At 66.0% G+C, this 20,213-nt stretch carries 14 protein-coding genes, 1 tRNA gene and 1 pseudogene; all 16 read right to left on the bottom strand.

From position 1 onward, the window contains the following. The coding region (locus ASF25_RS22725; protein WP_156368968.1) for a GTP-binding protein at window positions 1–96 on the bottom strand (96 nt) is incomplete at its 3' end. A 63-nt stretch (window positions 97–159) separates the two neighbouring features. Continuing rightward, window positions 160–2,235: an elongation factor G gene (gene fusA / locus ASF25_RS12640; RefSeq protein WP_056171442.1), complete on the bottom strand. Its 2,076-nt coding sequence runs from the start codon at window positions 2,233–2,235 to the stop codon at window positions 160–162. Window positions 2,236–2,265: 30 nt separating this feature from the next. Continuing rightward, entirely contained in the window at window positions 2,266–2,736 is a 471-nt protein-coding gene (gene rpsG / locus ASF25_RS12635; protein ID WP_018044233.1) for a 30S ribosomal protein S7, read from the bottom strand. A 99-nt stretch (window positions 2,737–2,835) separates the two neighbouring features. Then, window positions 2,836–3,207 (bottom strand): 30S ribosomal protein S12, encoded by a 372-nt coding sequence (gene rpsL / locus ASF25_RS12630; RefSeq protein WP_018044234.1) that lies wholly within the window; start codon window positions 3,205–3,207, stop codon window positions 2,836–2,838. Window positions 3,208–3,653: 446 nt separating this feature from the next. Further along, window positions 3,654–7,862, bottom strand: coding sequence for a DNA-directed RNA polymerase subunit beta' (gene rpoC, locus ASF25_RS12625; RefSeq protein WP_056265688.1), 4,209 nt, complete (start codon window positions 7,860–7,862; stop codon window positions 3,654–3,656). Between the two features lie 174 nt (window positions 7,863–8,036). Beyond that, window positions 8,037–12,161 carry a DNA-directed RNA polymerase subunit beta gene (gene rpoB, locus ASF25_RS12620; RefSeq protein ID WP_056171438.1) on the bottom strand — a complete coding sequence of 1,375 codons (4,125 nt, stop codon included), beginning with the start codon at window positions 12,159–12,161 and terminating at the stop codon, window positions 8,037–8,039. Between the two features lie 250 nt (window positions 12,162–12,411). Continuing rightward, the gene (rplL, locus tag ASF25_RS12615; RefSeq protein ID WP_056171436.1) at window positions 12,412–12,783 is read right to left on the bottom strand and encodes a 50S ribosomal protein L7/L12; all 372 of its coding nucleotides are present in this window, start codon (window positions 12,781–12,783) and stop codon (window positions 12,412–12,414) included. A 58-nt stretch (window positions 12,784–12,841) separates the two neighbouring features. Beyond that, a complete protein-coding gene (rplJ, locus tag ASF25_RS12610) occupies window positions 12,842–13,372 on the bottom strand; it encodes a 50S ribosomal protein L10 (RefSeq protein WP_056171434.1) in 531 nt (176 codons plus the stop codon). A gap of 544 nt (window positions 13,373–13,916) precedes the next feature. Then, window positions 13,917–15,542, bottom strand: coding sequence for a B12-binding domain-containing radical SAM protein (locus ASF25_RS12605; protein ID WP_056305006.1), 1,626 nt, complete (start codon window positions 15,540–15,542; stop codon window positions 13,917–13,919). Between the two features lie 117 nt (window positions 15,543–15,659). Further along, window positions 15,660–16,991, bottom strand: coding sequence for a PLP-dependent aminotransferase family protein (locus ASF25_RS12600; RefSeq protein WP_056305005.1), 1,332 nt, complete (start codon window positions 16,989–16,991; stop codon window positions 15,660–15,662). A 381-nt stretch (window positions 16,992–17,372) separates the two neighbouring features. After that, window positions 17,373–18,071, bottom strand: coding sequence for a 50S ribosomal protein L1 (gene rplA / locus ASF25_RS12595; RefSeq protein ID WP_056171430.1), 699 nt, complete (start codon window positions 18,069–18,071; stop codon window positions 17,373–17,375). A 12-nt stretch (window positions 18,072–18,083) separates the two neighbouring features. Further along, window positions 18,084–18,536 (bottom strand): 50S ribosomal protein L11, encoded by a 453-nt coding sequence (gene rplK / locus ASF25_RS12590; RefSeq protein WP_056265692.1) that lies wholly within the window; start codon window positions 18,534–18,536, stop codon window positions 18,084–18,086. A gap of 218 nt (window positions 18,537–18,754) precedes the next feature. After that, window positions 18,755–19,288 carry a transcription termination/antitermination protein NusG gene (gene nusG / locus ASF25_RS12585; RefSeq protein ID WP_056092062.1) on the bottom strand — a complete coding sequence of 178 codons (534 nt, stop codon included), beginning with the start codon at window positions 19,286–19,288 and terminating at the stop codon, window positions 18,755–18,757. A gap of 59 nt (window positions 19,289–19,347) precedes the next feature. Beyond that, window positions 19,348–19,653 carry a preprotein translocase subunit SecE gene (secE, locus tag ASF25_RS12580; protein WP_056171425.1) on the bottom strand — a complete coding sequence of 102 codons (306 nt, stop codon included), beginning with the start codon at window positions 19,651–19,653 and terminating at the stop codon, window positions 19,348–19,350. A 213-nt stretch (window positions 19,654–19,866) separates the two neighbouring features. After that, window positions 19,867–19,943 (bottom strand) — tRNA-Trp (locus ASF25_RS12575). Window positions 19,944–20,117: 174 nt separating this feature from the next. After that, window positions 20,118–20,213: pseudogene (locus tag ASF25_RS21975) on the bottom strand (elongation factor Tu); the annotation flags it as partial.

The raw sequence follows: 20,213 nt of genomic DNA, 5'->3' as shown, positions 1-20,213 counted from the left end.
GATCGCCGCCGTCAGCGACGTCTTGCCGTGGTCCACGTGACCGATCGTGCCAATGTTGCAGTGCGGCTTCGTACGAGCGAATTTCTCTTTGGCCATCGTAGCCTCCGTAATCTCAGTGTTTCAGGTGATGCTGCTGCGGTCCGGAAAAGGCGGGAAGCCTTAAGCGTACTTCGCGACGACCTTCTCGGCCTCGCCGCGCGGCACCTCTTCGTAATGGTCGAACTGCATCGTGAAGTTGGCGCGCCCCTGAGAGAAGGAGCGCAGCTGGTTCACGTAACCGAACATGTTGGCCAGCGGCACCATCGCGTTGATGACGTTCGCGTTGCCGCGCATGTCCTGGCCCTGGATCTGGCCACGGCGGGAGTTGAGATCGCCGATCACCGAACCGGTGTATTCTTCCGGAGAGACGACCTCGACCTTCATCACCGGCTCGAGCAACACCGATCCACCCTTCTGGAGGGCCTCACGGAGGGCTGCACGCGACGCGATCTCGAAGGCGAGCGCCGAGGAGTCGACGTCGTGGTAGGCGCCGTCGATGAGCTCGACCTTGATGTCCACGACGGGGAAGCCCGCCAGGATACCGGCACCGAGCACCGAGTTGAGGCCCTTTTCGACGCCCGGGATGTACTCCTTCGGCACCGTGCCGCCGATGATCTTCGAGGAGAACTCGAAGCCCTTGCCGGGCTCGTTGGGCTCAACGATGAACTTCACCCGGGCGAACTGACCGGTACCGCCGGTCTGCTTCTTGTGGGTGTAGTCGATCTCGGTGCGCTTCGTGAGCTTCTCACGATACGCCACCTGCGGCTGACCGATGTTGGCATCGACCATGTAGGTGCGGCGAAGGATGTCGACCTTGATGTCGAGGTGGAGTTCGCCCATCCCGCGAAGGATGGTCTGGCCCGACTCCTGGTCCGTCGAGACCCGGAACGACGGATCCTCGGCGGCCAGCTTGGCGAGAGCGATGCCGAGCTTCTCCTGATCGGCCTTCGACTTCGGCTCCACGGCGATCTCGATGACGGGCTCGGGGAACTCCATCTTCTCGAGGATCACGGCCTTTTGCGGATCGCAGAGGGTGTCGCCCGTACGGGTGTCCTTGAGGCCGGCCAGGGCGACGATGTCGCCCGTGAAGGCCTCCTTGACGTCTTCGCGGTTGTTGGCGTGCATGAGGAGCATGCGACCGACGCGCTCTTTCTTGTCGCGCGACGAGTTGATGACGTTGGCGCCCGACTCGATCTTGCCCGAGTAGACGCGGCAGAACGTGATCGTGCCGACGTGCGGATCGTCCATGATCTTGAAGGCGAGCATGGAGAAGGGATCGCTGTCCGACGGATGACGGACGATCTCTTCCTCGGTCTTGAAGTCGAGGCCCTTGATCTCGCCGCGATCGGCGGGGGAAGGCAGGTAATCGACCACAGCGTCGAGCAGGGGCTGGACGCCCTTGTTTTTGAAGGCCGATCCGCACAGCACCGGATGGAAGGCGCGACGCTGCACGGCGGTGCGCACCAGGCGATGCATCGTCTCGGCGTCGGGCTCGACGCCGTCGAGGTAGGCCGACATCGCGTCGTCGTCCATCTCGACGCAGGCCTCCACGAGCTTGATGCGATACTCCGCAGCCTGCTCGGCGAGATCGTCGGGGATCTCGGTTTCGGCGAATTCGGCGCCGAGCTTCTCCGAGGTCCAGACGATGGCCTTCATCTTGATCAGGTCGATGACGCCCTTGAAGGAAGTCTCGGCGCCGATCGGCAGCTGCAGGCACACCGGCTTGCCGGCGACGCGGTCGATGATGTCGGCGACGCACTTGAAGAAGTCTGCGCCGATCTTGTCCATCTTGTTGACGAACACGACGCGAGGCACGTCGTACTTGTCGGCCTGGCGCCAGACGGTCTCGGTCTGGGGCTCGACGCCCTGGTTGCCGTCGAGCACGCATACGGCGCCGTCGAGGACGCGAAGCGAACGCTCCACCTCGATGGTGAAATCCACGTGGCCGGGGGTGTCGATGATGTTCAGGCGCTTGTCGCGCCAGAAGCAGGTGGTCGCCGCGGAGGTGATCGTGATGCCACGCTCCTGCTCCTGCGTCATCCAATCCATCGTCGCGGCGCCGTCATGGACTTCGCCGATCTTATGGGACTTGCCGGTGTAGTAGAGGATCCGCTCGGTGGTCGTGGTCTTGCCGGCATCGATGTGGGCCATGATGCCGAAGTTGCGGTAGTCCTCGATCGCGTGCGTGCGGGGCATCGGATTGCTCCTGAAAGGGTCCGGGTCCGCTTACCAGCGGTAGTGCGAGAAGGCGCGGTTGGCTTCCGCCATCCGGTGCGTGTCTTCCCGCTTCTTCACGGCGTTGCCGCGGTTGTTGGCGGCGTCGAGGAGCTCGGCCGACAGGCGCTCCACCATGGTGCGGTCGTTGCGGCCGCGTGCGGCCTGGATCAGCCAACGGATTGCCAGGGCCTGGCGGCGCTCGGTGCGAACCTCGACGGGGACCTGGTAGGTCGCGCCGCCGACGCGGCGGGAGCGGACCTCGATGGCCGGGGCCACGTTCTCGAGGGCGGCGCGGAACACCTCGATGGGGTTGGCGCGAGCGCGGTTCTCGACGATGTCGAACGCGCCGTACACGATACCCTCGGCGATGGACTTCTTGCCCTCGTACATGATCGAATTCATGAACTTGGTCAGAACTATATCGCCGTACTTGGCGTCCGGAATGATTTCGCGCTTCTCGGCAGAATGGCGGCGGGACATCGCTCGCTCCGTCTAAATACAGGGTCTTGAAACCACCCCGCGCAGGCCGCCTCGAGCCCAATCGGGGCCGGCGACATCCTTGCGGGGTGCGCGAATAACTTACTTCGGACGCTTGGCGCCGTACTTGGACCGGCGCTGCTTACGACCCTTGACGCCCTGCGTGTCGAGCACGCCGCGCAGGATGTGGTAGCGAACGCCGGGAAGGTCCTTCACACGGCCGCCGCGGATCATCACCACGGAGTGCTCCTGAAGATTGTGACCCTCGCCCGGGATATAACCGATGACTTCGAAGCCATTGGTCAGACGAACCTTGGCGACCTTACGGAGCGCGGAGTTCGGCTTCTTGGGGGTCGTCGTGTAGACGCGGGTGCAGACGCCACGCTTCTGCGGGCAGGCGTCGAGCGCCGGCACCTTGTTGCGGCTCTTCTGCGCCTTGCGCGGCTGAGCGATCAGCTGGTTGATCGTCGGCATGCCAATCCTCTCGAAACGCGTCGCCTGCGTCGGCGACCGTCGAAATCCAAATCTCGTTTGGCCCGCCCCGTCGCCGCACGATCTGTGCGATGAAACGCAAAACCGCGCCCCAGGCTGATGTCAGCCTTTGGCGCGCCGTTGCAAGCAGAGGATCACCTGCGATCAAGCAAGCGATCATGCCGGGCTGACACGTGTTCGTCTGTTGAAGTCGGATGCGTTTAAGAAGCTTGGATCCGAGCGAGACGCTCGTGGATCAATTGCTGCTTACGGCCAGCCGTTCAATGAGGGCCTGATAGAGGTGGTTTCGCCGGCCGTCAACCCATTTCCCCTAGCGAACCGTGAATGAAACGGGCGTCGCGGCCCGAAACCTGTCTCCGATGGTCAGCGCACGAAAAAGGGGCCGCCCGGAGGCGACCCCTGGTTTGTTCGGTGACGGTCGCTCGCGCCTACTCGGCGGCGGGCGGCAGGCCCGTGAGGGGCTGTGCGCCGCTCTCGGCGGCCTTCTGCTGGAGGATCATGGCGTCGCGACGCCGCGCCACGGCGCGGATGTCGGCGGCCATGGAGCCCGTGCCGGCCGGGATGAGCGAGCCGACGATGACGTTCTCCTTGAGGCCTTCGAGGTAGTCGATCTTGCCGTTGACGGCCGCCTCCGTGAGGACGCGGGTGGTCTCCTGGAACGAGGCCGCCGAGATGAACGACTTCGTCTGCAGGGAGGCCTTGGTGATGCCGAGCAGGACCGGCACGCCGACGATGGGACGCTTGCCCTCGGCGAGCAGCTTCTCGTTGGCGTCGGCCAGCTCCGTCCGGTCGATCTGGTCACCCGTGAGGATGTCCGAATCGCCGCCGTCGGTGATCTCGACCTTCTGCAGCATCTGCCGGACGATGACCTCGATGTGCTTGTCGTTGATGGCCACGCCCTGGAGCCGGTAGACCTCCTGGATCTCGTTGACGAGGTAAGCGGCGAGCTCCTCCACGCCCTTGATCGCCAGGATGTCGTGCGGCGCCGGATTGCCGTCGACGATGTAGTCGCCGAGTTCCACCACGTCCCCGTCCTGCAGGTGGATGTGCTTGCCCTTGGGGATGAGGTACTCGACGGCGTCCGAGCCGTCGTGCGGGGTCAGCGTCAGGCGGCGCTTGTTCTTGTAGTCGCGCCCGAACTGGATCGTGCCGGACTTCTCGGCGATGATCGCCGCGTCCTTGGGCCGACGGGCCTCGAACAGCTCCGCCACCCGCGGCAGACCGCCGGTGATGTCGCGGGTCTTGGCCGAGTCGGTGGAGACGCGGGCGAGGATGTCGCCGGCCTTCACGCGCCCACCCGGATCGTAGCCGATGATGGCGTCGACGGGCAGGAAGTAGCGGGCGTCGGAGCCGCGCGGCAGCTTCATCGGCTTGCCGTCGGCATCGAGCACCAGCATCGCCGGCTTGAGGTCGGCGGTGCGGGCGGTGCCGCGCCAGTCGATGACCACGCGCTTGGCGATACCCGTCGACTCGTCGGTGGTCTCCGTGATGGACTGACCGTCGATGAGGTCCTCGTAGGCGACGATGCCGTCCGTCTCGGTGATGATCGGACGGGTGTAGGGGTCCCATTCGGCGATGCGCTGGCCGCGCTTGACCGTGTCGCCCTCGTCCACCCGCAGCTTGGCGCCGTATTGCAGGCGGTGCACCGCGCGCTCGGAACCGTCGGAGCCGACGATGACGACGGCGACGTTGCGGCCCGTGGCGATGAGGTCGCCGTCCGTGTTCCGGGCGAGCGCCCGGTTGCGGATCTTGATGGTGCCCTCGAAGCTCGACTCGATGAACGACGAGTCGGCGATCTGCGCCGCGCCGCCGATGTGGAAGGTGCGCATGGTGAGCTGGGTGCCCGGCTCGCCGATGGACTGCGCCGCGATGACGCCGACGGCCTCGCCCATGTTGACGGGCGTGCCGCGGGCCAGATCTCGGCCGTAGCAGGTGGCGCAGACGCCGCTGCGGGTCTGGCACACCAGCACCGAGCGGATCTTCACCTCCTGGATGCCCGCCGCCTGGATGGCCGGCAGGTGCTTCTCCTCGATGGTCTCGTTGGTCTTGACGATGACCGTGCCGTCCTGGGCGACGAGATCTTCCGCCGTGGCGCGGCCGAGGATGCGGATCGAGAGCGGGGCCACGACCTGGCCCGCGTCGACGATGGCGCGCATGCGGATGCCGGAGGTCGAACCGCAGTCGACCTCGCGGATGACCGCGTCCTGGGCCACGTCGACGAGACGACGGGTCAGGTAGCCGGAGTTGGCCGTCTTCAACGCGGTGTCCGCGAGGCCCTTACGGGCGCCGTGGGTCGAGTTGAAGTACTCGAGCACGTCGAGGCCTTCCTTGAAGTTCGAGATGATCGGCGTCTCGATGATCTCGCCCGAGGGCTTGGCCATGAGGCCGCGCATGGCGGCGAGCTGCTTCATCTGCGCCGGCGAACCACGGGCACCGGAATGGCTCATCATGTAGATCGAGTTGATCTGCTTGTCGGCGCCGTTCTCGTCCTTCTGCACCGTGGAGATGCGCAGCATCATCTCGGCGGCGAGCTTGTCCGAGCACTTGGCCCAGGCATCCACCACCTTGTTGTACTTCTCGCCCTGGGTGATCAGGCCGTCGTTGTACTGCTGCTCGTAGTCCTTCACGAGGGCGCGCGTGTCGTCGACGATGGGCCACTTGTTGTCGGGCACCACCATGTCGTCCTTGCCGAACGAGATGCCGGCCTTGAACGCGTGGTTGAAGCCGAGCGCCATGATGCGATCGCAGAAGATCACCGACTCCTTCTGACCGCAGTGGCGGTAGACGGTGTCGATCATCGACGAGATCTCCTTCTTGGTCATCAGCTTGTTGACGACGTCGAAGGGGACGTTCTTGTGCAGCGGCAGGGCGCCGGACAGGATCACTCGGCCCGGCGTGGTGTCGTAGGTCTTCGTCAGCGGCTCGCCATCGGGGCCGATACCGTTCCACCGCCAGCGGATCTTCGAGTGCAGCTTGACGGTCTTGGCCGCCAGCGCGTGCTCGAGCTCGCCCACATTGCCGAAGACGCCCTGCATCGGGTTGGTCTTGCTCGTCGGGTCGAACGCGCCGATGGCGCCCTCGGCCACGATGGACAGGTAGTACAGGCCGAGCACGATATCCTGCGACGGCACGATGATCGGCAGGCCGTTGGCGGGGTGCAGGATGTTGTTCGTCGACATCATCAGAACGCGCGCCTCCAGCTGAGCCTCGAGGCTCAGGGGAACGTGCACGGCCATCTGGTCGCCGTCGAAGTCGGCGTTGAACGCGGCGCAGACCAGCGGGTGGAGCTGGATCGCCTTGCCCTCGATGAGCTTGGGCTCGAACGCCTGGATGCCGAGGCGGTGGAGCGTCGGCGCGCGGTTGAGCATCACCGGGTGTTCGCGGATCACCTCGTCGAGGATGTCCCAAACCTCGGGCTTCTCCTTCTCCACGAGCTTCTTCGCCTGCTTCACGGTTGCCGAGAAGCCCTTGGCGTCGAGGCGCGCGTAGATGAACGGCTTGAACAGCTCCAGTGCCATCTTCTTCGGCAGGCCGCACTGGTGCAGCTTCAGCTCCGGGCCGACGACGATGACCGAACGGCCGGAATAGTCGACGCGCTTGCCGAGCAGGTTCTGACGGAAGCGGCCCTGCTTGCCCTTGAGCATGTCGGCGAGGGACTTCAGCGGACGCTTGTTGGCGCCCGTGATGACGCGGCCGCGGCGGCCGTTGTCGAACAGGGCGTCGACCGCTTCCTGAAGCATGCGCTTCTCGTTGCGGATGATGATGTCCGGCGCGCGCAGCTCGATCAGCCGCTTCAGGCGGTTGTTGCGGTTGATGACGCGGCGGTAGAGGTCGTTGAGATCGGACGTGGCGAAGCGGCCGCCGTCCAGGGGGACGAGGGGGCGCAGGTCCGGCGGGATCACGGGGACCACGGTGAGGATCATCCACTCGGGCTTGTTGCCCGACATCTGGAAGGCCTCGATGATCTTCAGGCGCTTGAGGAGCTTCTTCGGCTTCAGCTCGGAGGTCGTGGTGGCGATCTCCTCGCGCAGCGAATCCGCGATGCCGTCGAGGTCGAGTTCCTGCAGGATGCGCCGGATGGCCTCGGCGCCGATCATGGCGGTGAACGAGTCCTCGCCGTACTCCTCCTGCGCGCGCAGGTACTCCTCCTCGGAGAGGAGCTGACGCTCCTTGAGGGGGGTGAGGCCCGGCTCGATGGTGACGTAGGACTCGAAGTACAGGATCCGCTCGAGGTCCTTGAGGGCCATGTCGAGCAGGAGGCCGATGCGGGACGGCAGCGACTTCAGGAACCAGATGTGGGCAACGGGGGCGGCGAGCTCGATGTGGCCCATGCGGTCGCGCCGCACACGCGCGAGGGTGACCTCGACGCCGCACTTCTCACAGATGACGCCCTTGTACTTCATGCGCTTGTACTTGCCGCACAGGCACTCGTAGTCCTTGATCGGCCCGAAGATCCGGGCGCAGAACAGGCCGTCGCGCTCGGGCTTGAACGTGCGGTAGTTGATCGTCTCGGGCTTCTTGATCTCGCCGAAAGACCACGAGAGGATCTTCTCCGGCGACGAGATCGAGATCTTGATCTGGTCGAAGCTCTGGGGCTGAGCCTGCTGGTTGAAAAGATTCATGACCTCTTGGTTCATGGATCGACTCCTGCTGACGGGGTGCACCCTCCGCCGAGGGGCTACCGCGTGCTGTAAACTGGTCGGCGCCGCGACTGTCTCAGTCGCCGCTGGCCGTCATCATCCGGGAGGCGCTTCCCCTCCCCGCTCGGACCGCGCCGGCGAGTGAGCCGGCGCGGGAGCGTGGTGCGGTGGTTACTCGGCCGCCTCGGCGGGCGGCTCGATCTGGTCGTTGGCGGTCTTCTTCGAGGAGGTGAGCTCGACGTTGAGGCCGAGCGAGCGCATTTCCTTGACGAGCACGTTGAAGGATTCGGGGATGCCGGCCTCGAAGGTGTCGTCGCCGCGCACGATGGCCTCGTACACCTTGGTGCGGCCGGCGACGTCGTCCGACTTCACCGTGAGCATCTCCTGCAGGGTGTAGGCCGCGCCGTAGGCCTCGAGCGCCCAGACCTCCATCTCGCCGAAGCGCTGACCGCCGAACTGCGCCTTGCCGCCCAGCGGCTGCTGGGTGACGAGGGAGTACGGCCCGATCGACCGGGCGTGGATCTTGTCGTCCACGAGGTGGTGCAGCTTCAGCATGTAGATGTAGCCCATGGTGACCTTGCGGTCGAAGGGCTCACCCGTGCGGCCGTCGTAGAGCGTCGACTGGGCCGACCGGTCGAGACCGGCCATTTCCAGCATCTGCTCGATGTCGGCTTCCTTGGCGCCGTTGAACACCGGAGTCGCCATCGGCACGCCGCGGCGCACGTTGTTGGCCGCTTCCGCCATGTCCTCGTCCGACAGGCCTTCGAGCTCCGACGGCGAGTAGATCGCCTCCATCTCCGCCTTGAGGGGCGCGATGTCGTTGCTGCGAAGATACGCGTCCACCGCGAGCCCGACCTTGCGGCCGAGACCGGCCGCGGCCCAGCCCAGGTGGGTCTCCAGGATCTGACCGACGTTCATGCGCGAGGGCACGCCCAGCGGGTTGAGCACGATGTCGGCATGCGTCCCGTCCTCGAGGAACGGCATGTCCTCGATGGGGACGATGCGCGACACGACGCCCTTGTTGCCGTGACGGCCGGCCATCTTGTCGCCCGGCTGGATCTTGCGCTTCACCGCGACGAAGACCTTGACCATCTTCATCACGCCGGGGGGCAGCTCGTCGCCGCGCTGCAGCTTCTCGACCTTGTCGAGGAAGCGCTGCTCCAGGCGCTTCTTCGACTCGTCGTACTGCTTCTGCATCGCTTCCATCTCGGTCATGAGACGGTCGTCGATGACGGCGAACTGCCACCATTGCGAACGCGGGTACTCGGAGAGGAGCTCACGGTTGAGCGTGGTCTCCTTCTTGAAGCCCTTCGGACCGGCGATGGGGGCCTGACCGATGAGGACGGTGGCCAGACGCGCGTAGGTGTTGCGGTCGAGGATCGCCTGCTCGTCGTCGCGATCCTTGGCGAGGCGCTCGATTTCCTCGCGCTCGATGGCCTGGGCGCGCTCGTCCTTGTCAACGCCGTGGCGGTTGAACACCCGGACCTCGACGATGGTGCCGGTCACGCCCGGGGGAACCCGGAGCGAGGTGTCGCGCACGTCGGACGCCTTCTCGCCGAAGATCGCCCGGAGGAGCTTCTCTTCCGGCGTCATCGGGCTCTCACCCTTCGGGGTGATCTTGCCGCACAGGATGTCGCCGGCGTGGACCTCGGCACCGATGTAGACGATGCCGGCCTCGTCGAGGTTCTTCAGCGCTTCTTCGGAGACGTTGGGGATGTCGCGGGTGATCTCTTCCGGACCGAGCTTAGTGTCTCGGGCCATCACCTCGAACTCCTCGATATGGATCGAGGTGAACACGTCATCCTTCACGATCCGCTCGGAAAGCAGGATCGAGTCCTCGAAGTTGTAGCCGTTCCAGGGCATGAATGCGACGAGCACGTTCCGGCCGAGCGCCAGCTCGCCGAACTCCGTCGACGGACCGTCGGCGATGATCTCGCCCTTCTTCACGGACTCGCCGACGCGCACCAACGGCTTCTGCGTGATGCAGGTCGACTGGTTGGAGCGCTGGAACTTCTGCAGGCGGTAGATGTCGACGCCCGGCTTGGTGGCGTCGGCCTCCTCCGTGGCGCGGATGACGATACGGGTGGCGTCCACCTGATCGACGATGCCCGAGCGGCGCGCCGCGATGGCGGCACCGGAATCGCGGGCGACCACGGCCTCCATGCCCGTGCCCACGAAGGGCGCGTCGGCACGAACCAGCGGCACCGCCTGGCGCTGCATATTCGAGCCCATGAGGGCGCGGTTCGCGTCGTCGTTCTCGAGGAACGGGATCAGCGCGGCGGCGACCGAAACGAGCTGCTTCGGCGACACGTCCATGAGATCGACGCGGTCCGGCGGCACGACGATGACGTCGCCGGCACGACGGCAGACCACGAGGTCTTCCGTGAGCTTGAAGGCCTCGTCCATCTGGGCGTTGGCCTGGGCGACGTAGTACTTCGCCTCTTCCATCGCCGACAGGTAGGCGACGTCCGTGGTGACGACGCCGTCCTTCACCTTGCGGAAGGGGGTCTCGATGAAGCCGTACTTGTTCACCCGGGCGAAGGTCGCCAGCGAGTTGATCAGGCCGATGTTCGGGCCTTCCGGGGTCTCGATCGGGCAGATGCGGCCGTAATGCGTCGGGTGCACGTCGCGCACTTCGAAGCCGGCGCGCTCGCGGGTCAGACCGCCGGGTCCGAGCGCCGAGAGGCGACGCTTGTGCGTCACTTCCGAGAGCGGATTGGTCTGATCCATGAACTGCGACAGCTGCGACGAGCCGAAGAACTCGCGCACGGCCGCGGCCGCGGGCTTCGCGTTGATGAGGTCCTGCGGCATCACCGTGTCGATGTCGACGGAGGACATCCGCTCCTTGATGGCGCGCTCCATGCGGAGCAGACCGAGGCGGTACTGGTTCTCCATGAGCTCGCCGACGGACCGCACACGGCGGTTGCCGAGGTGATCGATGTCGTCGATTTCGCCCTTGCCGTCGCGCAGATCCACCAGGGCCTTGACGACCGCGAGCATGTCCTCACGGCGCAGGGTCCGCACGGTGTCCTCGGCGTCGAGGTCGAGGCGCATGTTCATCTTCACGCGGCCGACCGCCGAGAGGTCGTAGCGCTCGGAATCGAAGAACAGCGAGTGGAACATCGCCTCGGCGGTGTCGAGGGTCGGCGGCTCGCCGGGACGCATGACCCGGTAGATGTCGAACAGCGCGCCTTCGCGGGCGGAGTTCTTGTCCACCGCGAGGGTGTTGCGGATGTAGGGACCGACGTTGATGTGGTCGATGTCGAGCACGGGCAGCTCGGTGATGCCGACCTCTTCGAGGCTCTTGAGGAGCTTGTCGGAGATCTCGTCGCCGGCCTCGGCCCAGATCTCGCCCGTCTGGTCGTTCACCAGATCCTCGGCGATGTACTGGCCGATGAGGTCCTCGTCCGTGGCCTTGAGGAAGTTCACGCCGCGCTCGGCGATCTGGCGCGCGTTGCGGGCGTTGAGCTTCTTGCCGGCTTCGAGCACGACTTCACCGGACTCGGCATCGACGAGGTCGACGGAGGCCTTGAAGCCCTTCAGGCGCTCGGCATCGTACGGCACGCGCCACTCGGCGCCGTCGCGGTCGTACAGCACGCGGTTGTAGAACGTCGACAGGATCTCCTCGCCGTCGAGCCCGAGGGCGAACAGCAGGGAGGTCACCGGCAGCTTGCGCTTGCGGTCGATGCGGACGTGGACGATGTCCTTGGCGTCGAACTCGACGTCGAGCCAGGAGCCGCGATACGGAATGATGCGGGCGGCGAACAGGAGCTTGCCCGACGAGTGGGTCTTGCCCTTGTCGTGGTCGAAGAACACGCCGGGCGAACGGTGCATCTGGGAGACGATGACGCGCTCGGTGCCGTTGACGATGAAGGTGCCGTTCTCCGTCATCAGGGGCATGTCGCCCATGTAGACGTCCTGCTCCTTGATGTCCTTGACCGACTTCGCACCGGTGTCGGGATCGACGTCGAACACGATGAGGCGCAGGGTCACCTTGAGCGGGGCCGCATAGGTGATGCCGCGCTGACGGCACTCGTCGACGTCGTATTTCGGCTGCTCGAACGTGTACTTCACGAACTCGAGGAGGGCCGTGGCCGAGAAGTCCGAGATCGGGAACACCGACTTGAACACGGTCTGCAGGCCTTCGTCGCCCCGCCCGCCTTCCGGCTCGTCCATCATCAGGAACTGGTCGTAGGATGCCTTCTGAACCTCGATGAGGTTCGGCATCTCGGCGACTTCCTTGATCTTGCCGAAGAATTTGCGAATGCGCTTGCGACCGACCAGCGTATTGGCCATGGGTGACCTCGCTCCTACGTCCCGCGTACCGGATGCCCGGGGAAGGCTCGTGCCTCCCGCGACCAGGCGATGGACGCGCCCCGCCGGACGCCGCCCTCCCGAACTGAAAATCTGGTGGCCCGTCGCCGGGCCGGTCGTGTCGCCGGAAGCGACCTTAGCCCACGGGCGCGAACCCGCGGGCCTTTGGGCCCGTCAAGCTCCGGGGAGCCCGACGGGAAGTGATGGGCCTGAGGCGGCCCACCGAAGAGTCTTACTTGAGCTCGATCTTGGCGCCAGCCTTCTCGAGCTGGGCCTTGAGCTTCTCGGCCTCTTCCTTGTTGACGGACTCCTTGACGGCCTTCGGAGCGCCTTCGACGAGGTCCTTGGCTTCCTTGAGGCCGAGGCCGGTGATCGCGCGGACCTCCTTGATGACCTCGATCTTCTTGTCGCCGGCGGCGGTGAGCATGACCGTGAACTCGGTCTGCTCCTCGACGGCGGCGGCCGGACCGGCGGCGGGGCCGGCGACGGCGACGGCAGCGGCGGCCGAGACGCCCCACTTCTCTTCGAGCAGCTTGGCGAGGTCGGCGGCCTCGAGAACGGTCAGCGAGGACAGGTCGTCGACGAGCTTGGCGAGATCAGCCATGGTGGTGTTCCTTCAGAGATCGGTTTGAACGGATGGGTTGAGAAGAACGATGCGACCTTCAGGCCGCTTCGTCCTGAGCCTCGTCCTTCGTGGCATAGGCCCCGAACACGCGGGCGAGCTTGGCCGCCGGTGCGTTGACGACCTGGGCGATCTTGGTCGCGGGAGCCTGGATGAGGCCCACGATCTTGGCGCGCAGTTCGTCGAGGGACGGGAGCGAGGCCAAGGCCTTCACGCCGTCCGGGTTCAGGGCTGTCGTGCCCATGGCGCCGCCGAGGATCACGAGCTTGTCGTTGACCTTGGCGAACTCCACCGCAACCTTGGCGGCCGCGACCGGGTCGCTCGAATAGGCGAGCAGGGTCGGACCCTTCAGGAGGGGCTTGATGGAGGCGACGTCCGTGCCATCGAGAGCGATGTTGGCGAGGCGGTTCTTGGTGACCTTCACGGTGGCACCGGCCAGCTTCATCTGCGAGCGCAGCTTCTGCATGTCGGCGACCGTGAGGCCCTTGTAGTGGGCCACGACGACGACGGACGTGTTCGCGAACACGCCGTTGAGCGTCGAGACGAGATCAGCTTTGGCTGTCCTGTCCACTGGGGCTCTCTCCGGTTGGCGGAACCCGAGGATGGGTCCGCCGGTTGCACATGCCGCCCGGGACGGAATTCGGCTCATGAAAGCCGGAACGTCCTGGACGACGCTTCACGGCCCTGTCCCCTGCTGCCCCCCGAATGGGTGGACGACACGGGTGAGATGGTTCAAACCGATGCCTCTCGACCCCGACGAATCGCCAGGGTGCGCGAGGATGTTGAATTCGGTCTTCCCCGTCTGTGCAGGCTGGAAGATTAAGCCGGTCGCCCAGCGCCTGCAGTCTCGGACAGGACATGGCCGGATAAAGCCTGAAAGGGCTTTCGCCCCTCAAAGCCTTCCGGCCATATCACCTGGTTGCCCAGGGATCTCTCGATTGGAAACCGACCGATGGGTCGATTCCTTTCTCGTTCATGAAAACGTTGAGCGCGGTCTATAGAACCTTGCAAGCAGCCTGCCAAGGGCCAGTGCGGGACTATTCGGTCGCAGGCGCCGATTTTCCTTGACGGCACTTGCCGCTGCGGCCGAGCGCAGCGGCAGGTCCGTCACTCCGTCACGTCGGTAGGAACCGGCGCGCGGCCTGCCACCATGGCGTGCGTTGCTCCTTCGCCTGGTCGGCTTTGGCCGCGTAGAACGAAGCGTTGTGCTCGCCGCGCAGGGCCTCGCGGGTGAACCGGATGAGGTGGTGGGCGACGAAGCCCATGTTGAACACCGCCTCGATCTGCCCGCGCTTCAGGGCGTGGCCCGCCGCCTTCCAGAACACGCCCCGGTAATCCGACAGGACGCCGACCCTGAGGGCGATGTTGAAGCCGAGGATCAAGCCGCGGCGCAGGTTGGTCCGGGTGAGCTTGCCCTTCAGCGGAGTCTTGATCCGGTGCGGGTAGGTCCGCTCGACCTGATACTTGAAGCGCTCGAAGAGGTGGGCCGGCTCGTACGCATGGGCGATGGCCCGGCGCCAGCTCGCCACCACGTCGTCGTGGGGCCGCTTGAACAGGACGTTGGATTCGAGCGACGCGTCGTGGAGCAGACGGCCCTCGCGGGTGAGGCGGTCCCACAGGGGGGTCTTGGGCAGGGCCTGGAGCAGGTTCATGGTCAGCACCGGCACCGCCGACTTGTCGACGAAGTCGATGAGCTTCTGCTCGGAGCCGTCGGTCTCGGTGTCGAGGCCGAGGATGATGCCGGACGTCACCTCCAGTCCGAAGCTGTTGAGAGTCTCGATGGCCTCGTACATGGGCACGGCGGCGTTGTGCTTCTTGTCGATGCCGGCGAGCGCGTCCTCTTCCGGCGTCTCGATGCCGACGAAGACGGTCATGAAGTTGGCCTCGCGCATGAGCGCGAGGATGTCGGGCTGTTTCGCCATGTTCAGGGTCGCCTCGCAGGCGAACTGAAGCGGGTAGTGGTTCTTCTTCTGCCACGCCACGAGGTGGGGCAGCATGTCCTTCGTCGCCTTGCGGTTGCCGATGAAGTTGTCGTCGACGAAGTACACCACCGCCGGGTGACCGGGCTGGGAGATGATCGCGTCGAGTTCGCCGAGCATCTGCTCGGGGCTCTTCAGGCGCGGCTGGCGGCCGTAGAGCTGCGGGATGTCGCAGAATTCGCAGCGATACGGGCAGCCCGACGAGAATTGCAGGGAGCCGATGAGGTAGCGCTTGAGCGGGGCGGCCTCGTAGGCGGGGGCCGGGAAGTCGGAGAGCGGCAGGCGCTCCTTCGTCTCCAGGCGCACCTGGGCGGCCGGGATCGACACGTCGCGGTCGAGGATCGCCACGAGTTCGTCGGTGGCGTCGCCGATCTCGCCGATATGGAGGTAGTCGAACTCGGGGTACTGCTCGGGCGAGCCCGAGACAGACGGGCCGCCCAGCGCCGTGACCTTACCGGCCGCGTGCGCCCGGGCGTAGATATCGCGGATCTGCGGGGCCTGGATGTGCATGCCCGACACGAACACCGCGTCGGCCCAGGCGAAGTCGTCCGGCCCGGCCCGTTTGATGTTCTCGTCGACGAACCGGTACTCCCAGGTCTCCGGCATGTAGGCCGCGATGAGCAGCAGACCTTGCGGCGGCATGAACGCCTTGACGCCGCCCATCAACGGATAGGCGTGCGCGAACGTCCCGAAGGACGGCGTGTAAGCGGGGAAGACGCACAGGATGCGTCGCTTGGAGGAGACGGAGAGGGTGCATCGCATGAAGCCGTACTTAGCACAGCCCCGCGCGATGGCGTCCCCCTCGAACGCGATTTCTCGCACCGCCGGTTGCTTGCCGCCCGGAGCCTCACGGTCCTTTGAACGGTGGGCCGTCCGGTCTCACTCGACGGGGCGGTCGTCCCCCCCTGCCGCCAGCTGGCGCAGGGTCCGCAGGGCGGTGGCGAGGGCGTCGAGGGGCGGTGAGGCCAGCGCGAGGCGCACGGCGTTGGGCGCGTGGCCGGGATGGACGGCGAAGGCGCTGGCGGGGGTGACCGCGATCCCGCGCCGGGCAGCCGCTGCGACGAAGGTCTCGGCCCGCCACGCTTCGGGCAGAACCAGCCAGAGGTGGTAGGCGCCCGGATCGCCCCGCACGTCGAGGTCGCCGAGGATGTCACGCGCGAGCGCCTGCCGGGAACGGGCATCGCGCCGCTTCGCCAGTCCAATCCGGGCCGCCTCCCCCGAATCCATGAGATGGAGTCCGATGCCGAAGGGCAGACCGGTGGCACCCCACCCGCCCGAACGTACGCAGTGGGCGACCCGATCCGTGAGGGCCGGCGGCGTGGCTATCAACCCGAGGGTGAGGCCGGGCGCGACCCGCTTCGACAGGCTATCGAGGAAGACGACGCGGTCGGGCGCCAGGGCGGCCAAGGGGGCGGCGTCGCTCAGGAATCCGTAGATCGCATCCTCGACAGCCAGGAGGCCGAAGGCTTCGAGGCAGGCCGCGATGGCCGCCCTGCGCTCACCGCCCATGGTGATTCCGAGGGGATTGTGAAGCGAGGGTTGGAGATAGAGGCCGCGCAGGGGTGTGGTCCGGTGCGCCTGGGCGACCGATTCGGGGCACAGGCCCTCCCCGTCCATGGCGATGGGCACCAGGACGATGCCGAGGCGCGCGGCGATTCCCTTCACCACCGGATAGGTCATCGCCTCGACCCCGATGCGCTCGCCCGGCGGAGCGATGGCCGCGAGGGCGGCTGCCACGGCCTGGCGCCCGTTGCCGGTGAACAGCATCCTGTCGGGGGTGGGCGTCCAGCCCGGTCGGGCGAAGAAGCGGGCGGCGATGGCCCGCCCCTCCGCATGACCCGTCGCCGCCACGGGACCGGCAAGGGTTTCGAGGCGGTCGGATCGGAGCAATCCCGCAAGTGCACCGGAAAGGGTCTCCACCTCACCCGGTAGGATCGAATAGTTGCGTTCGAGGTCGATGGCGGTCGGCGGCGGTTCGGCGAAAGCGAGGATGGGTGTCGCGGCGCGCGACCGCACATAGGTGCCCCGGCCGATCTCCCCTGTGACCAGACCACGATGGACGAGTTCGGCATAGACCCGGCTCGCCGTCGAGACGGCGATGCCGTTGGCGTAGGCGTAGGCGCGTTGCGGAGGCAATCGCGCGCCCGGTGCCAGTCGTCCCGCGGCGATCGCGTCGGCAAGGCGGTCGGCCAGGACCCTGAAGTCGCTCACGAACGAAAATGCTCCGAGATCAATGTTTCGATTGATCCGATTTGTGCTCGGATCAATGTTGCGCGGCAAGCCCCTTCGGAGGCTGCGCTATCGGAGTAGATCGCCATGTCGTCCACGTCCCTCGTCCGATCCCCATATCCGACTGCCGTGGCAACCGGCGTGGATCGCGGGCTCGGTGCGTTGTGCCGTGTCTGGCTCGGGCGCTGGCGTCACCGCCGGACTTTGGCGAACTTGCATCCCGAGCAGATGCGCGAGGTCGGGCTGAACCCGGAAGCCGTTCGGCGGGAGGCCTGCCAGCCGTTCTGGCGGGCGTGAGGCCTTAAACGAAAACGCCCGGCCGCGAGGCCGGGCGTTTCCAAAGATGTGGCAGGCCTGCGGACGTTACGCCGGCAGGACCGTCGAGGGCTCGACCTTGACGCCCGGACCCATGGAGGAGGTCACGGCGACGCGCTGGACGTACTGGCCCTTGGCGCCGGCGGGCTTCGCCTTGGAGACAGCGTCGGCGAAGGCCTTGATGTTCTCGACGAGCTTGTCGGCGTCGAACGAGACCTTGCCGATGCCGGCGTGGACGATCCCGGCCTTCTCGACGCGGAACTCGACCGAACCGCCCTTGGCGCCGGCGACCGCGGACTTCACGTCCATGGTGACGGTGCCGACCTTCGGGTTCGGCATCAGGCCGCGCGGGCCCAGCACCTTGCCGAGACGACCGACGAGCGGCATCAGGTCCGGGGTGGCGATGCAACGATCGAACTCGATCTTGCCGCTCTGGACGATCTCGAGGAGATCCTCGGCGCCGACGATGTCGGCACCGGCTTCCCGGGCCTCGTCGGCCTTGGCGCCGCGGGCGAACACCGCCACCCGCACGGTCCGGCCGGAGCCGTTGGGCAGGTTGCAGACGCCGCGGACCATCTGGTCGGCGTGGCGCGGGTCGACGCCGAGGTTCATGGAGACCTCGACGGTCTCGTCGAACTTCGCGCTGGCCTTCTCCTTAACGAGCTTGATCGCCTCGTCGATGGTGTAGAGCTTGAGCGCGTCGATGCCCTCGCGGGCGGCGCGGATGCGCTTGCCTTCGTGTGCCATGGTGCCCTCCCCTTAAGCGACGATGTCGAGACCCATGGCCCGCGCGGAGCCACGGATCATCGCGACGGCGGCATCCACCGAATCGCAGTTCAGGTCGGGCATCTTGCGCTCGGCGATCTCGCGGAGCTGTGCCTCGGTGACCTTGCCGACGTTGGTGTTCGGCTTGCCCGGGGTCTTGGAACCGGAAGCCGGCTTCTTGCCGATCTTCAGGCCGGCGGCCTTCTTGAGGAAGAACGTCACCGGGGGCTGCTTCATCTCGAAGGTGAAGGAGCGATCCTGATAGGCCGTGATCACGACCGGAATCGGGGTGCCCTTCTCGATCTGAGAGGTCTTCGCGTTGAAGGCCTTGCAGAATTCCATGATGTTGAGGCCGCGCTGACCGAGCGCGGGGCCGATGGGCGGCGACGGGTTCGCGGCGCCGGCCGGAACCTGAAGCTTCACGTAGCCCGTGATCTTCTTTGCCATAGGGACTGCTCCCAAAGAATGCCCGGCACCCGGCTGGCCTCAGCGCAGGTGGAGCGGGCGGTTGCAGGTCGCGGTACGGTCCGTGGACCCCGGCGGCGAACCGGGCGGGCCTTCCGCGCGTGACACCATCCTGGAGATGGTGGTTTCGCGTCCGGCGCGGAGCCGAACGGAAGAAAAGCGGATGAGTCAGTGGTGACTCACCCGCGAAATCCAAAAGATCAGAGCTTCTCGACCTGGGCGTATTCGAGCTCCACCGGGGTGGCGCGGCCGAAGATCGATACGGCGACCTTGAGGCGCGAGCGGCTCTCGTCGATCTCTTCCACGGTGCCGTTGAAGGACGCGAACGGACCGTCGGACACGCGGACCGTCTCGCCGATCTCGAAGGAGATGGAGGGCTTCGGGCGATCGACGCCCTCGGCAACCTGGCCCTTGATGCGCTCGGCTTCCGAATCCGGAATCGGCACGGGTTTCGACTTGTCGGCGCCGAGGAAGCCCGTGACCTTCGGGGTGTTCTTGATCAGGTGGTAGACCTCGTCGGTGAGGTCGCACTTCACCAGGACGTAACCAGGGAAGAACTTGCGCTCGGCATCGACCTTTCGGCCGCGACGGACCTCCACGACCTTCTCGGTCGGAACCATGACCTCGTCGAACAGCTCCATCAGGCCACGCTGGGCCGCCTGATCCTTGATGGACTGCGCGACCTTGTTCTCGAAATTCGAGTAGGCGTGGACGATGTACCAGCGCTTCGACACGTTCTCACCAAATCCTGACGTCGCTCGGCCGGTCGCGAAAGCGCGCCCGGACCGATAGATTAGTTGGTCCCGACCCCGAGGATCAGGGTCACGAGGTAGCGCATGGCCTGATCGACCACGGTGAAGAACAGGCTCGCGGCGACCACCATGATGAACACCATCACGGTGGTGACCACGGTCTCCTTGCGGGTCGGCCACGTGACCTTGCGGCCCTCGTCGCGCACCTGGCCGAGGAACTCCACGGGGCCGACGCGCTTGGGCGCGGGCCGCACGGGGGGCGTCGCCCGAGCAGGACCCGGCGTGACGGAGCCACGCGGCGGGGTGCGCGCGAGGTCCGTTTTCTTCGATGCTTCGTTCGATGCCATGGCGCCAACAAACAGGAGAACGGTCCGGGGATCGGGAAAGCGCGGTGCGGAGGCCTGGAGCCACGCCTGCCGCGAAAGCCTTCATCGATCTCGGAAGGCGACCGCTCTAGCGCAAGTCCCCGTGCTTGTCGACTGCACTGGGTTCCGACTTGCGGACAGGCGATCTGATCGGAATGGAACGGGGAGTGGACTTGAACTGGAGCAGCGGCCAATTGGCAGGAGTGGAGGGACTCGAACCCGCAACCTCCGGTTTTGGAGACCGGCGCTCTGACCAGTTGAGCTACACTCCTATGCGGGGACGCATTCATCGCCGCGGCGCTGCTATAGACCGGCCCGGGCCTTGCCGCAATGGCGAACCGTACGGGATTTTCCGAGATTGTCGGTGCCGTCAGGATTGTTCGGCTCGGAGAGCAAACGCCGCGGGACCGGGGTCCCGCGGCGTCGCGACGGTGATGGCGGACCGACTACTCGTTGATGGCGGCGACGACGCCTGCGCCGACGGTGCGGCCGCCTTCACGGATGGCGAAGCGCAGCTTCTCTTCCATGGCCACCGGCACGAT

The sequence above is a fragment of the Methylobacterium sp. Leaf100 genome, assembly GCF_001422845.1.
Taxonomy (GTDB): Bacteria; Pseudomonadota; Alphaproteobacteria; order Rhizobiales; family Beijerinckiaceae; genus Methylobacterium.
The sequence above is the reverse complement of the archived record's forward strand: the minus strand, read 5'-3'. Positions and strand labels throughout refer to the sequence as shown.